This window comes from Fibrella aquatica (genome assembly GCF_041321135.1).
GTDB classification, from domain to species: Bacteria; Bacteroidota; Bacteroidia; order Cytophagales; family Spirosomataceae; genus Fibrella; species Fibrella aquatica.
Window position 1 is genome coordinate 65,118 of the sequence record NZ_JBGGWF010000014.1, and the last position, 15,850, is coordinate 80,967.

The 15,850-nt window shown below is 50.7% G+C and carries 6 protein-coding genes; 5 read left to right on the forward strand and 1 reads right to left on the reverse strand.

From position 1 onward, the window contains the following. Window positions 1–82: 82 nt before the first annotated feature. Window positions 83–3,067, reverse strand: coding sequence for an FAD-binding and (Fe-S)-binding domain-containing protein (locus ACAW87_RS22795; protein WP_370725961.1), 2,985 nt, complete (start codon window positions 3,065–3,067; stop codon window positions 83–85). 499 nt (window positions 3,068–3,566) lie between these two features. Here ACAW87_RS22795 and ACAW87_RS22800 point away from each other — a divergent pair, with 499 nt between their 5' ends. The 5 genes from ACAW87_RS22800 to ACAW87_RS22820 all read left to right on the forward strand — a co-directional run bounded on the left by ACAW87_RS22800 (window position 3,567) and on the right by ACAW87_RS22820 (window position 15,793). Continuing rightward, on the forward strand, window positions 3,567–6,599 hold the full coding sequence (locus ACAW87_RS22800; RefSeq protein WP_370725962.1) for a SusC/RagA family TonB-linked outer membrane protein: 3,033 nt from the start codon (window positions 3,567–3,569) through the stop codon (window positions 6,597–6,599). A 60-nt stretch (window positions 6,600–6,659) separates the two neighbouring features. After that, window positions 6,660–8,129 carry a RagB/SusD family nutrient uptake outer membrane protein gene (locus ACAW87_RS22805; protein ID WP_370725963.1) on the forward strand — a complete coding sequence of 490 codons (1,470 nt, stop codon included), beginning with the start codon at window positions 6,660–6,662 and terminating at the stop codon, window positions 8,127–8,129. A 123-nt stretch (window positions 8,130–8,252) separates the two neighbouring features. Beyond that, window positions 8,253–8,816, forward strand: a complete 564-nt coding sequence (locus ACAW87_RS22810) for a hypothetical protein (protein ID WP_370725964.1) — start codon at window positions 8,253–8,255, stop codon at window positions 8,814–8,816. Between the two features lie 66 nt (window positions 8,817–8,882). Further along, window positions 8,883–12,248, forward strand: coding sequence for a VCBS repeat-containing protein (locus tag ACAW87_RS22815; RefSeq protein ID WP_370725965.1), 3,366 nt, complete (start codon window positions 8,883–8,885; stop codon window positions 12,246–12,248). Window positions 12,249–12,727: 479 nt separating this feature from the next. Then, a complete protein-coding gene (locus ACAW87_RS22820) occupies window positions 12,728–15,793 on the forward strand; it encodes a SusC/RagA family TonB-linked outer membrane protein (protein ID WP_370725966.1) in 3,066 nt (1,021 codons plus the stop codon). Window positions 15,794–15,850: the final 57 nt, after the last annotated feature.

Sequence of the window (15,850 nt, forward strand, 5' to 3'; positions counted from 1 at the left end):
CTCTGTAGCACAGCAATAACCTGGCAGAACGTACCTACAGAATAGTTGTCTGTGAAACGGTCTGGTGTTTTAGAGTTAAGGGTTATTTCAGTGCCTCGAACAAAATTTCGGCCGGGTGTTTGGCCGTGCGGTGGGCACCGTCGTGAATCTGATGACGGCACGACGTACCTGCGGCGGCAATGATTACGTCGTCGGCTTGCTTCCGAACGGTTGGCAGCAAGACCAATTCGCCAACTTGCATCGATACATCGTAGTGCTCTTTCTCATACCCGAAAGAACCCGCCATCCCGCAACAGCCCGAGGGAATAATCTCAACGGTGTAATTTTTGGGGAGTGATAAAATACGCTTACTTGGCACCAGCGACGAAACGGCTTTCTGCTGGCAATGTCCATGAAGCTTGATTAACCGTTTTTCATCCGTAAACAGGGTGGGGTCAATGCGGTTGGCATCCAGTTCGCGCGAAATGAACTCTTCAAAAGTCAGTGCATTTTGGGCCAGTGCACGCGCGTCGTCGGCCAGTGAAGCATCGACCAGATCAGGATATTCGTCGCGGAAGGTAAGAATGGCCGATGGTTCAATGCCTACCAGCGGTGTTTCGTCGGTGACAATGTCGCGCAAATCGCGCACGTTCCGGTCTGCCAGCGTTTTGGCGTATTTTAGCATACCCTTCGAGAGAGCCGCCCGTCCGCTTTCGCCGTGATTGGGAATAACTACGTTGTAGCCAAGTCGCTCCAGCAACATAATCGCTTTCTGCCCAACCTCAACATCGTTGAAATTGGTGAACTCATCACAAAACAAGTTTACTGTTTTCCGTCTGCTGTCTTCTGTTGCGCTGCTTTGGGGCGAAGCAACGGAAGACTGTAAACTGTAAACTGTAAACCATTTTTTAAGCGTCGTTTTCCCCATCAACGGCATGGTGCGGTCGGGGTGGAAACCGACGAGGCGGTTGGCAATGCGGCGGAGCGACGACGTACCCAGCACTGCATTCCAGGCCCAGGGTACGTAACTGGCGATGCCGGAAAGCCGGGCAAAATTGGCGATCAGCCGCGATCGGATGGGTACGCCATTGGCATCGTAGTAATGTTGCAGAAACTCCGCTTTCAGTTTGGCCACGTCAACGTTCGACGGGCACTCTGATTTGCAGGCTTTGCACGATAAACACAGGTCGTATACCTCCTTGATCTCTTTATGATCGAAGCGGTTTTCTTTCGGCGAGCGGGTCAGCATTTCACGCAGAATGTTGGCCCGGCCCCGTGTGGTGTCTTTTTCGTTGCGCGTAGCCATGTAGCTGGGGCACATTGTTCCACCCGACAGTTCTGTTTTCCGGCAATCGCCCGAGCCGTTGCACTGCTCAGCATGTTGCAGTACCGTCTGGTTGTTATACCGGAAATATGTCTCGAAGTCGGGCGTTTGCTGGTCGGCTTCGTAGCGTAGGTACGTATCCATCGGCGGTGTATCTACCACCTTACCCCGGTTAAAAATGCCTTCCGGATCCCAAAGGTGCTTTACCTGCCGCATGAGCTCGTAATTATGCGCACCCACCATTTGCGGAATAAACTCGCCGCGTAGCCGACCGTCGCCGTGTTCGCCCGAGAGCGAGCCGTTATACTTCTTCACCAGCGTAGCAATCTCTTCGGCAATCATCCTGAACTGACGATGCCCTTCGGCGGTCTTCAGGTTGATGATGGGCCGTAGATGCAATTCCCCCGAACCAGCGTGGGCATAGTGCACGGCCGCCATGTCGTTTACCGTCAGAATTTCGTTGAACTCCCGGATAAAGTCGGGTAGGTCGTGTACATCAACGGCGGTATCTTCAATAACGGCCACGGCTTTTTCGTCGCCGGGCAGGTTCCCCAACAGGCCGAGGCCAGCTTTGCGGAGAGTCCAGATCTTTTTGGTATCGTCGCCAAACAGCAGCGGATAGTGATAGCCCATGCCCGCCGCCCGCATTTCGGCTTCCATCTCGGCAGCTGTTGTCTCAATTTCTTCCCGCGTAGGTTTCGAGAGGTCAACAACCAGAATAATGGGGAAGCCGTCGGTTGGGGTTTTCTGGACGAAGAAGCTGTTTTTACGCTGTTCCGGGTTCGAGTCGGCCCGTTCCAGAATAATATCGTCGATCAGTTCAACAGCTTGGGGCTTATACTTCAAGGCAACCAGTGTGGCACGCAACGATTCATCGATGCTATGGCAATGCACACAAACTAGACCCTGCTCTTTAGGCGGTAGCGGCACCAGGTTCAGCTTGATCTCGGTCATGAAGCACAGTGTGCCTTCTGAACCGGCAATTAATTTGCAGAAGTTAAACGCCTCGCCGCCGGGTGTATAGGGTTCGCAGTTGAGTAACTCATCCAGCGCGTACCCCGTATTACGCCGTTCGATGCTTGCTTTCGGGAATTGGCTGCGTATTTCCTGCTGATTGGCCGGATTGGCCAGCATCGCGTTTGTTTTCAGCAGAATCTGATCGGCCAGCGTTGCGCTTCCGTTCTTGCGGCTTGCTTCACCAACGGACTTCATAAAATCCCAGCTGTTTTGACTGGAAAACTCCACTTCTGACCCATCAGACAGCAACGCTTTCACGGATAGCGTGTGCTCGCGGGTTGCCCGGTATACCACGGAGTTAGACCCGCAGGAATTGTTGCCGACCATGCCGCCAATCATGGCCCGGTTGGCTGTTGATGTTTCGGGGCCAAAATAGAGGCCGTATGGTTTCAAAAACAGGTTCAGTTCGTCGCGCACCACCCCCGGCTGAACACGTACCCAGCGCTCGTCCGGGTTGACTTCCAGAATCTTGGTGAAATACTTCGATACATCGACCACCACGCCGGCTCCTACTACCTGCCCGGCGAGCGACGTACCTGCGGTGCGGGGAATGAGCGATACTTTTTCCTGATGCGCTAATTGAATAAGCGCTTTCAGATCAGTAACAGATTTAGGAATAGCTACTGCCAACGGCATTTCCCGATAGGCCGAGGCGTCGGTGGCATAGAGTGTACGGAGTGTAGAGTCGGTAAAAAAGTCACCCTCAAACAAAGGAGGGGGCAACAGGGAAGGAGCAGTACGTGTCATGTGACCTGAACAGTCTCAGACGCTACTGATATAGGAGGTATCACCCGCGCCCAACGACTTAATTGAGGGCATAAATTTAACCATAACTGAGTCAAGTGCGAAATATAGCTAACTACTCAATATGACTATTTTTAGATAATAGTTGATCGTAATAATAAGATAATTAATTATAAATCAATGGTTTAGTGAGTATAAATGCGTCGTATGTAGGTTAATACTTATCGTGTTTCTGTATTATTCGAGGTTTTATTGAGTACTATTTTAGCCTTACCTCATCTCATATTGACCAAAAAGAATTTGTACCTAAAGAATTAATTCTTGTAATTTGTCGGTTCCTTCATCTATATACTCAATATTTTATGATTGAAGTGCTATAAAACGGAGGCTTACATGGTCTGATAAGCACCGAATGTAGCAGTTATACTTACCTTATTGGGTGGTACGGAAGAAGGAGTATTTATTACCACAAAAACTTTTACTAACCATTTTTAACAAACCTATGATGGACAATTCCTACTCAGTAGGTTACGCCACTATTACCAGGCGTATGCAGTCCGTTCGGTCGTCTCTTCAGTTGGGACTACTGTCGGTGCTCATGCTGTTTCTAATGCTGAGCAGCCAGTTATCGTTTGCGCAGGATAACAGCGTAACGGGTAAAGTATCAGACAATACCGCACGGGGTTTACCCGGCGTTAGTGTCAGTATTAAGGGTACCACACGGGGTACAAACTCAGATGCTGATGGAAACTTCAGGATCGCCGCTCCAGCCAACGCAGTGTTGGTATTCAGCTTTGTTGGCTTCGAAAGTCAGGATATCGCGATCGGTAACCGGTCGACGGTTAACGTGACCCTCCTCGAAGACAATAAAACGCTGAACGAGGTGGTTGTTATCGGTTACGGTACAGCCAAGAAAAAAGACCTGACCGGTGCTGTGAACACCATCGGTACAAAAGATTTTAATAAAGGCATTATCACGTCGCCTGAGCAACTGCTTCAGGGTCGGGTACCCGGTGTGGCTATTACGCAAAACAGCGGTGAGCCAGGTGGTGGTATCAACATTCGTATTCGGGGTACGTCGTCGGTTCGGAGTAACAACAACCCACTGTTCGTAGTGGATGGTGTGCCCTTGAGCGGTGGCGAAACATCGGCCGGTGGTGATAACTCAGGTATCGGTTCAACGGCAGCTAAAAACCCGCTGAACTTCATGAACCCGGAAGATATTGCCAGTGTCGACATCCTGAAAGATGCATCGGCAACCGCTATCTACGGTTCACGGGGGGCCAACGGTGTTGTGCTGATCACGACCAAAAAAGGCAAATCGGGTAAAGGCAGCCTCGAGTACTCTCCCTCGGTTGGTTTTGCTACGATTACTAAAAAATACGATCTGTTGAGTGCTGAGGAGTACGCCAAACTCCAGCCTACCCAGGATCAGGGTGCTCGCGTTGATTGGCAGGATGCCCTCTTCCGGACGGGTGTGACCAATCAGCAGAATCTGGCCTACGGTGGTGGCGATGGTGCCGGTGGCAACTACCGCTTCTCATTGGGTTACCTCGATCAGGAAGGTATCATGGAGCGTAGCAAAATGAACCGGGTATCAGGCTCGTTCAACGCCAACAAGAAGTTTATCAACAATAAACTGAACATTGGTGTACAGGTAACGCTGTCTGAAACGAAAGATGCCAACATTCCCGTAACAGACAACGCTGGTTATCAGGGTGACTTGTTGGGTGGTATTCTGAAGTCGAACCCAACACGGGCCATCTACAACGCTGACGGTACATTCAACCAATCTGTAAACATCGCTGAGCCAAACCCACTGGCGCTGATCGGTTTATCGAAAGACAACACCAAGACGCTGCGTACCCTGGGTAACATCAATGCTGAATATGAAATTTTAAGCGGCTTGAAGTTCAAGGTTGTTTACGGTTTTGATAAGTCAATGTCGTCGCGAAAAGCGGCTTTCTCACGTGACCTGCTGTATCAGGACATTCAGAAGGTTGGCCGTTTGATCATGAGTGATATCGAAATTGATAACACCCTGCTTGATGGCTACTTCACCTACGACAAAGAGTTTGGTAAAGTATCGGTAAACGCCCTGTTGGGTTATGAATACCAGAGCTTCGATAACTTCTTCAAGCGCACCACGGCTACTAACTTCCGTACGAGTAATCTTGATCTGATGATCAACAACGCGGCATCGGCCGATAACTCGAAAGGGTTCGGTAGTTTGCTGGCAAACTCGGCATCAACGCGCGACGAACTGCAATCGTACTTCGGTCGTGTAAACGTTGGCTTTGGCAAAGTGATGGGTACAGTTACCCTGCGTGCCGACGGTTCTACCCGTTTCGGTCCTGGCAAGCAAACGGGTTATTTCCCATCTGCAGCTGTTGCCTACAAACTGAGCGACGAAGCGTTCATCCCGAAGAATATTTTCTCTGACCTGAAAGTACGGGTAGGCTATGGTATAACGGGTAACCAGGAGATTCCGCATAACCTGTATCAGCAGCGTCAGCGGTATAGCGATTGGGGTGGTAATGCGGATGCAACTAACATCAGCGGCGGTGGCCTGAACGACGTAGCGTTCCCGAACCCAGATCTGAAATGGGAGCAAACAGCACAAACCAACATCGGTATCGACTTCGGTATTGCCGGTGGTCGTGTAACGGGTAACCTCGAATATTACTCGAAAAATACCACTGACTTATTGATTCAGGTGACGTCGGCTCAGCCTGCGCTTTCTCCATTCGTTTGGAAAAACCTGGATGCCAACGTAATCAATAAAGGAGTTGAGCTTGGTTTGAACGTAGCTGCCGTTGACAAGCCACAATTTGGCTGGGATGTGCAGTTCAACGTGGCCTACAACAAAAACGAAGTGCAGAACTTTGCCGGTCTGATCAATACGGGCGCTATCAGCGGTCAGGGTCTGACAGGTGCGTTTGCGCAGCGCATTGCTGAAGGGCAGCCTCTGTTCGCCTTCTTCCTGCGTGATTTCGGTGGCTATGATGAGAATGGGAACACCCTTTACCCAAGTGGTGACGTACAGAAGTTTTTGGGTAAAAGCCCACTGCCAACGTTCACGGGTGGTCTGACCAATAACTTCCGGTACAAGAACCTCAGCCTGAGCCTGTTCTTTAACGGTGTATTTGGTAACTACATCTATAATAATACCGCCAACGCTTACTTTACGAAAGGGTCGTATAACAACGGTCGTAATGTAACACGCGATATCCCAACGCTGGCTGAAGGTCCATTCAACGCCCCTGACGTATCGACCCGCTTCCTGGAGAATGGTTCGTTTGTTCGGTTGCAAAACGCCAGTTTGGGCTACCGTTTCAACACGGGTAATTCGGCGCTGTCGAACCTGCGCGTATTCGTAACAGGTCAAAACCTGTTCTTGGTCACCAACTATACCGGTCAGGACCCAGAAGTGAACACCAACAAATCGATCAATGGCGTACCATCGCTGGGTATCGATTACACGGCGTACCCACGTGCCCGTACGTTCACCATCGGTGCTAACCTTGCTTTTTAATCAGTAAACACGATAAACCAAATGACTAAGAGAGGATCTTTCAACCTCCTAACACTCGGTTTGAGTGTTGGACTTGCAACCCTGTCGGGTTGCACCGATCTGGTAGTACAAGAGAAGGATTCAGTGGTTGTAACACCTACTGACCCAACTAAACCAGACCCCAACTTTAACGCAACAGAAGCGCTTCGGTCGGCTTATATCGACTTGGGAGCTTATACTGACCAGGGTACCATGTATTCCTTGGGTCAGCATACGTCAGCTGAAATGATTCCGCCAACGCGGGGTGTAGACTGGGGAGACAATGGTGTTTGGCGTACCCTAGACCAGCATACCTGGGACCCAACGCACTCAAACGTACTGACGGCCTGGAACCAACTGAATCAGCGGGTATTTAAAGCCACGCAGTTGATTGGCTCAGGTAAAACAACGCCGCAGCAATTGGCCGAAGCTAAATTCCTGCGCGCCTGGAACATGTTCCACGTAATGGATTTCTGGGGTCAGGTACCATTCCGTGAACTGACGGAAGGGGTAGATGCGAATCCAAAGGTGAAAACACGGTCAGAAGCATTCGACTTCATCGTGAAAGACCTGACCGAAGCCTTACCTAACCTGCCCGAAGCTAAGCCAGCTATTCAGGAAAATACAGTAGCCTCAAAATCGGCCGCTAACTTCCTGTTGGCTCGTTTGTATTTGAACAAGGCCGTATACAAATCAGCGAAAGCGGAAGGTGGCTACACCTTCGATAAGGCTGATATGGATTTGGTTGTAAAATACGTAGATGCCATCACAGCAGCCGGGTTCTCATTGAGCTCCGACTACTACAAAACGTTCACCACAACAGGTGCCAACGAAGTTGTCTTCGCCAGTGGTGAAGGAACGCCTCAAAACCGTTGGATGATGACGCTGCACTACGATCAGAACCCATCGGGCTGGAATGGTTTTGCTACACTCGCTGACTTCTACGATAAGTTCGAAGCAACGGATGTTCGCAGAGGACAAGCGGCCAAGAAAGACGGTAAAGATTTCTCGGGCATCGGCAAAGGTTTCCTGATTGGTCAGCAGTTCAATGACAAAGGAGAAGCTATTACCGATAGCCGGTCTAAAAAGCCGTTGCAATTCTCGCGCGATGTAGCCTTAGCGGGTACACCAACCGAGAAAGGTATCCGGGTAATTAAGTACCACCCTGCCGATGCAGGTAAGTACATCCTGATGCGTTATGCCGATGCGTACCTGATGAAAGCGGAAGCTCTGCTTCGGAGCGGTAACGCGCCGGCGGCCCTTGCTCAGGTAAACGCCCTGCGTACTGTACGCAAAGCGTCTGCTCTGACTACGCTGACTACTGATGCAATGTTCGACGAAATTGGTCGTGAAACGTATTGGGAAGGTGGTAAGCGGACGGTTGAAGTTCGTTTTGAGAAGTTCCTGACCGGTACTGGTGTTGATCGCAAAGACCCCGGTACGGTACTGTTCCCGATTCCATCTGACGCTATCACGTCGAACCCGAACCTGAAACAGAACGCAGGTTATTAATCTGAATTCGTATTTTTGAGTACCAAAAAGGCTCGGCTCTGTCGAGCCTTTTTGGCTTTTAAGTATCCTGAAACCTATAAGATCTTGAAGACCTTATAGGTTTGTTTGCACAACTACCTGACTATGCGTACCACTACAATCGCCTTTGCCAGCTTATTTTTCATCTTCTTATTCTGCACTTGCTCCACCAAGCCCGACGCCGACGCGATCCATCAAACGCTGAAACCCGGCGAGGCCCGATTAGTGGTCAGTATGGATGGTGAATCGTTTTACGCCGATGATAGCCGCTTTAAAGGGGAGGTCACGATTACACCTCTCTCTATCCGACTCAACCTCTTCGACCAATACGAAAGCAATACAATGGTTACCCTGGGGGGAAGTGACCTATTTGATAAACGCCCCGTTACTCGGGTGATTACCATGGATGGGCAAAGCCTGAATAGCATTATGATTGGTAAAGTACGCGATAAGGCGCAACGCACCGGCGATGGGTTTATCATGACCGAGGGCACCGTCACCGTTGATCACCTATCAGAAGAGAAAATTATAATTCACTTTACCGGTAAGACCGGTAACTTTAATACAATGAATAACCCGGATACCTGGAAACGGCTTGATGGCTTGCTCGTATATCGAAAACCTGTTGTGACCGTGCCTTCAGGCGACAAACAGGCATTGTTTTATTAAACCTATAAGGTTTCCAAACCGCAGCGGCGGACCGCCTTATAGGTTTGGCGTACAGTAAACTGACCTATGAATACCACCATAATAGCGTACCTGAAGTTAACCACCTGCCTCTTTTTTAGTCTGTTCCTGACAGCCTGCTCGTCGAAAAAAAGCGACGCGCTGTTCGAGAAAATGGACAACGAAGCCATCGGGGTTACGTTTCAGAACAAGGTCGAAAACCAGGCCAACTTCAACATTTTCAACTACCGGAACTTCTATAACGGCGGCGGCGTGGGCGTGGGCGACCTGAACAACGATGGCCTACCCGATATTTTCTTCACCTCCAACATGGGGTCGAACAAGCTGTACCTGAACAAAGGAAAGTGGCAGTTCGACGATGTTACCGATAAAGCAAAGGTTGGCAGTAAGGGGAAATGGGGGACAGGCGTTGTCATGGTTGATATCAATAACGATGGTCGGCTCGATATCTACGTCTGCTATGCCGGTTACCAGAAAGGCGTTGACCAGCGGAAGGAACTGTATATTAATCAGGGTAACGGGCCCGACAACGTACCTACGTTTACCGAAGAAGCCGCGAAATATGGCCTCGACGATAACGGCTACACCACCCACGCCGCCTTTTTCGACTATGATAAAGACGGCGACCTTGACTGTTACATCCTGAACAACAGTTTCATTCCGGTCAACACGCTCAATTTTGAGAACAACCGGGACCTGCCAGCCGAAGAATGGCCGGTAAAAGATTTCCTGAAAGGCGGCGGCGACCGGCTAATGCGTAATGACAACGGTGTATTTCATGACGTTTCCAAAGAAGAAAATATCTACAGTAGCCTCATTGGCTTCGGGTTGGGGGTAACCATCGGCGATGTGAACGGCGATAATTGGCCCGACATCTACGTCTCGAATGATTTCTTCGAGAAAGACTACCTCTACATCAATCAGCACGACGCGGCGGGTCGGCATACCGGGTTTAAAGAGGAGATAGAACAGCGGATGAAGCACCTGAGCATTGCCTCGATGGGGGCCGATATGGCTGATATCAACAACGATGGCTATCCCGAGATTTTCACCACCGAAATGCAGCCCCGCGATGAGAAACGGCTGAAAACGACGACCTCGTTCGAGAATCATTATGTGGCTAATCTGAAGCGCGATAAGGGTTTCTACAACCAGCTTCAGCAAAACTGCCTGCAACTGAACAATCAGAACGGTACATTCAGCGAGATTGCCAACTATGCTGGTGTGGCCGCTAGTGACTGGAGTTGGGGTGCCTTGCTATTCGATGCCGACAACGATGGCTACAACGACATTTACGTCTGTAATGGGATTTACAACGATATTATTGATCAGGACTTTATCGACTTTTTCGCTAATGAACTGGCCCAGAAAATGGTGCTGTCGGGCAAGAAGCAGGAGTTTGATCAGATTGTGAAGAACATGCCCTCGCGGCCTATTCCGAATTACTTTTTCACGAACAACAAGAATTTACGCTTTACCGAAACCGGCGAAGCCATGGGGCTGGCCGATCCGTCATTCTCGAATGGAGCCGCCTATGCCGACCTTGATAACGATGGTGATCTGGATCTGGTGGTCAACAACGTGAATCAGCCTTGTTTTGTGTATCAGAACCATGCCGAAAAGCAGGCCGCGAGCAACCAGTTTCTGCGTGTGAAACTCAAGGGCGACAGGCAAAACACGTTTGCCATCGGCTCTAAAATAGAAGTCTTCTCAGGTAACCAGATTTTCAGCCGCTACATCGCCCCCTCGCGTGGTTTTCAGTCAAGCACCGAATATATCCAAACCATCGGCTTAGGGAGTGTAAGACAGCCCGATTCGGTGCGGATAACCTGGTACGACGATAGGGTAACTTTGATTCGCGCCCCTAAATCGGGAACAACCCTAACGTTGGCGCACAAAGACGCCAATTCGCTGGGTACGTTGCCCCTCGCCCCTCGCCCTTCGCCCCTCGCTCTTTTTACTAACGTACCCAGCACATTCGCCCCGCACGTGGAAAACCGGTACGAAGACTACTTCGACGAGCGGAACATTCCCATGAAGCTATCGTCGGAAGGGCCAAAGGCCGCTATTGGCGATGTGAATGGCGATGGACTTCAGGATGTGTATATCGGTGGTGCGAAAGGGCAGGGCGGACAACTTTACCTGCAAACAGCGGCTGGTTTTGCTAAATCAGATCAGGTGATTTTTAAGGAATTTAGCGATTTTGAAGATACGGCTGCCTTGCTTTTTGATGCTGATAAAGACGGTGACCTCGATCTGTTTGTCGGGAGTGGAGGTAACGAAGCACCGGAAGGGTCACGCGAGCTGATGAACCGGCTGTATACCAATGACGGCAAAGGCAACTTCGACCTAAACATGCGTGCCCTGCCCCGCACCGCCATGAACACGTCGGTAGCCATTCCATATGATTACGATAATGACGGCGACCTTGACCTGTTTGTGGGTAGCCGCAGTTATCCTAAACAGTACGGCGTGAGTCCGCCGAGCTTTCTGTTCCAGAATAACGGAGCCGGTGAATTCAGAGAGGTTTCCCGGCAAATTGCCCCTGATTTTTCTGACCTGGGTATGATCCGCGACGCTACATGGGCCGATCTGAACGGAGACGGTCGAAGCGAGTTAATTGTAGTTGGCGACTGGATGGGGCCGCAGGTTTTTGGGTACGCAGGCGGGCGTTTTGTGAGGCAAACGACAGGTCTGAACGACCTGACGGGCATGTGGGGAAGCGTGGCGGTGACCGATGTTGATGGCGACAAAGACAATGATCTGGTGATCGGCAATATCGGCGAAAATTTCTCGCTCAATGCCGATGCCGAACACCCGCTGAAATTGTGGGTCAATGACTTCGACAAAAACGGCATTCTTGACAAGATCATGACTAAAACCATCAACGGTCGGGACGTACCTGTGTTCCTGAAGCGCGAAATGGCCGATCAGTTTCCCTTCCTGAAAGCCAAGATCTTGAAGCACAGCGATTACGCCACCAAAACAATACAGGATCTGTTTCCGGCCAATGTGCTGGAGGCTGGCCAGCGAAATACGCTCACCTACCGGCGGTCAATTGTAGCCATAAATGATGGTAAAGGTTCGTTTACGGTACGTGACCTGCCTGCCGCTGTGCAGATGACTTGCGTAAATGCCATCGCCTGCGAAGACCTCAACAACGACGGCCGAAAAGATGTGGTGCTAGGCGGCAACTTCACCCACTTCACGCCGCAGCTTGGCATGATCGACGCCTGTCAGGGAATCGTGCTGCTAACTCAGCCGGGCGGTACGTTCAAGGTGTTGTCGAGCAAAGAAAGTGGCTACCTGACCAACGGAGAGGTAAAGCAGATCAGTCCGTTGATGATCAACAAGCAACGATATTTGCTAAGCCTAATCAATAATTCGATACCCTCGCTAGTTAAGCTGCGGTAGTGCTTTATAGTGCTGAAAAGGTGGGAGAAATTAAGGAAAGTGACTTGGCGTTGTACGTTGCCTCGCGAGCCTGTCGAAAGGCCTAGCTCGCGAAGCAACGTACAACGCCAAGCAGTTACCCTTCACATCTGCCCACTCCCTAGTGTGGCATAACTACTTCATAACTAAGGCCCTATCCAATAAGGATAGGGCCTCTTTGTGTCTTTTCTAGATAGTTTCCTGTACTATATAGACTGTCATTAAATAACATTTACCGTGTAATCACAGAATCAAGTTGAATAATTCGTGCTTCTTATTGTAATTTGCCCTATAGACCAACTTTGTTTTGTCCTGTTATAAAACAGAAGGAGTCAATACTCAACGTGACCTTTAGTCAAATGCTCCAGTATCAGTGTCACTGCTGCGTGGTTGATTTTGTCTGTTTATCTATAGAACAAGACGATAAATGGTCTACAAACCATTTTTCAAATCAACCATTTATGAACGACAAACCCTACTCAACAGTGGGTCAGGTTGTTGGCTCGGGTCGCAGACCGAATGCCGGCACGCTTGTTAACCTATGGAAAGCAGTATTTACGCTGCTGATGCTCTTTACTGTTTCCTGCGCGTTTGCACAGGAAACTGCCGTTACCGGAAAGGTGACTGAGGCTGGCGGTAGTATCGGCTTGCCCGGTGTGACCGTCCAGATCAAAGGACAGACGCGCGGAGCAACTACCGATGCCGACGGTAAATTCCGTCTGACAGAGGTAACACCTACATCGGTGCTGGTCTTCAGCTCGATTGGGTACGTTACGCAGGAGGTAACGGTAGGTAATCGCCAAACGATCGACATCACACTGGCCGAAGACAACAAAACCCTAAGCGAAGTGGTGGTTGTAGGCTACGGTACCCAACGCGTTAAAGACGCCACCGGCTCGGTAGTATCGGTAGGCACTCGCGATTTCAACAAAGGGGTAATTGCTACACCCGAACAATTACTTCAGGGCCGGGCTGCCGGTATTCAGATTACACCAGCCAGCGGTGAGCCGGGCGCAGGCGTGAACATCCGTATTCGCGGTACAACGTCGATCCGGTCAAACAACAACCCGCTCTATGTAGTGGACGGTGTGCCGCTCGATGGAGGCGATGTGTCAGACGGTGGTCGTGATTTCGGTACGGGTACGCAAACGGCCCGGAATCCGCTTACATTTTTGAACCCCGACGATATCGAGAATATTTCGGTGCTGAAAGATGCCTCATCAGCGGCTATCTATGGCGCACGGGGTGCCAACGGTGTGGTATTGATCACAACCCGGAAGGGCAAAGCTGGTCAGCGTACGTTGAATATCTCGGCTAATACCAGCGTCAGCTCACCGCTGAAACGCTATGATCTGCTGTCGGCTGCCGAATATCCAGCGGCTCTTCAAAGTGCAGGTGTGGCTATTACGCCCATCAACAGCGCATCGGCCAACACAAACTGGCAGGATCAAATTTTCCAGACGGGCGTATCGCAGAACTACAACCTGAGCTACGGCGGTGGAAACGATGATACCCGGTACAACTTCTCGCTGGGTTACTCCGATCAGCAGGGCATCATCAAGAAAGCGGGTCTACGCCGGATCACGGGCCGGATCAACGCTTCGCACGAGTTGTTCAATGATAAGGTGACGATCGATATGCAGCTGACAACAGCGGGCGTTCGTGACATCTACATTCCAAACGGTGATAATGCAGGTTACCAGGGAAACCTGATCGGCGCGGCTATTCAGGCGAACCCAACGTACCCAATTTATGACGCGCAGGGTCGCTACTACAACCCAGACGGATATGCGGGCAACGTACCCAACGGGGTGGCGTTCCGTAACCCGGTGTCGCTGCTTAATGGTATCGATGATACAGGAAATACGAGCCGTACATTGGGTAACGTGAGTGCTACCTGGCGCATTATCGAAGGCTTGTCGTACAAACTGAACGTGGGGCTCGACAATGCCGTATCGGAACGGCGTACGTCTATTCAGCGGAACCTGCCTGGTTTCAGCGAGTCAATTCCTCAAAATGCTGGTCGTGCTGTGATTCAGAACCGGTCGCGCCGCAGCCAACTGCTGGAACATACGCTGAACTTCAACCGGAAACTTGGTCCCGGCTCATTCGACGCCCTGTTGGGTTTTGCGTATCAAAAGTTTCAGAGTAAAGGCAGCTACGTACAGGCTCAGTTGTTTCAGCCAACAGCCGTTTTCCCGTACGCCAACAATATCACGGGCGTAAATAACTCAGGCCAAAATAAGGCGTTTGAAGCAGGATCTGATCTGTTGGAAAGCGAATTGCAGTCGTATTTCGGTCGCGTCAACTACAACATTAACGACAAATACCTGCTGACCGCCACGGTTCGGGTCGATGGTTCGTCGAAGTTCGGTCCGCAAAACAAATACGGTACATTCCCGTCATTTGCAGCGGGCTGGAACATTTCGGAAGAGGAATTCCTGAAAGGGAAAGGTGTTAACGTCAAGTTCCGGGCTAACTACGGTATCACGGGTAACCAGGAGTTCCCGGCCAACATTACCAACGTTCGCTACGCCTACGACGCCAACAACAACGCCACCAGCCGCGACCTGGTTGATAACCCGAACCTGCGCTGGGAGCAAACTCGCCAATTCGGTGCCGGTTTTGACCTCGGCTTCCTGGATGGTCGGTTGACCGCTACGATCGATTATTTCGATAAGAATACGACTGATCTGCTGTTCGAGGCGCTCTACGCTGCACCCGCACCGGCCCGCGCCCGCTGGATCAACCTGCCCGCCAACGTGACGAACCGGGGTGTTGAATTTGCCGTCAACTACGACGTTGTGCGTGGTGGTGATTTTACTTGGGATGTGTCGGCCAACGCCACATTCATCAAAAATGAAGTGTCTGATTTTAACGGCCTGTATAACGCGGGAGCTATCAACGGACAAGGTCTGTCGGGAGCTTACGCGCAACGGATCGTGGGCGGTCGGCCGCTGTTTTCGTTCTTCATGCCAACCTTTACCGGCTTCGACGAGCAGGGCTTTGGTACCTACACCGACCCAACGCTGCAACTCGAATACGTTGGCTCGGCTATTCCGACCTACAACTTTGGGTTGACCAATAACTTCAGCTACAAAGGCTGGGGACTGAATATGTTCATTACAGGTGCGGGGGGTAACTACCTCTACAACAATACCCGGAACGCCATTTTCGTGAAGGGTAACCTGGGTATTGGCCGGAATGTGACGCGCGACGTGGTTGATAATGGCGAAAACCGCCTGAACCCGCCCGTTGTATCGACACGCTTCCTCGAAAAAGGCGATTTCGTTCGCCTCTCGAACGTCGTGCTGAGCCGAGGTATTACCCTGCCGGCTACGTCGGGCATCCGCAACCTGCGCCTGTCGCTGACGGGTCAGAATCTGTTGTTGCTGACTGGATACACCGGTATCGATCCTGAAGTGAACACTAACAAAACGCTCGACGGTGTGCCATCACTGGGTATCGATTACACGTCGTTCCCGTCGGCCCGCACCTTTACGCTGGGCTTAAGTGCCAGTTTCTAAGCTACTCAAAGACCCGATTTGCTACTCAAAAATCGGTTGTCGTTTACTGCCATTAAA

Bases quoted from the DNA above. Each gene is read 5' to 3' on its own strand.
- ACAW87_RS22795 (WP_370725961.1), bottom strand. From the start codon at position 3,067: ATGACACGTACTGCTCCTTCCCTGTTGCCCCCTCCTTTGTTTGAGGGT.
- ACAW87_RS22800 (WP_370725962.1), top strand. From the start codon at position 3,567: ATGATGGACAATTCCTACTCAGTAGGTTACGCCACTATTACCAGGCGT.
- ACAW87_RS22810 (WP_370725964.1), top strand. From the start codon at position 8,253: ATGCGTACCACTACAATCGCCTTTGCCAGCTTATTTTTCATCTTCTTA.
- ACAW87_RS22815 (WP_370725965.1), top strand. From the start codon at position 8,883: ATGAATACCACCATAATAGCGTACCTGAAGTTAACCACCTGCCTCTTT.
- ACAW87_RS22820 (WP_370725966.1), top strand. From the start codon at position 12,728: ATGAACGACAAACCCTACTCAACAGTGGGTCAGGTTGTTGGCTCGGGT.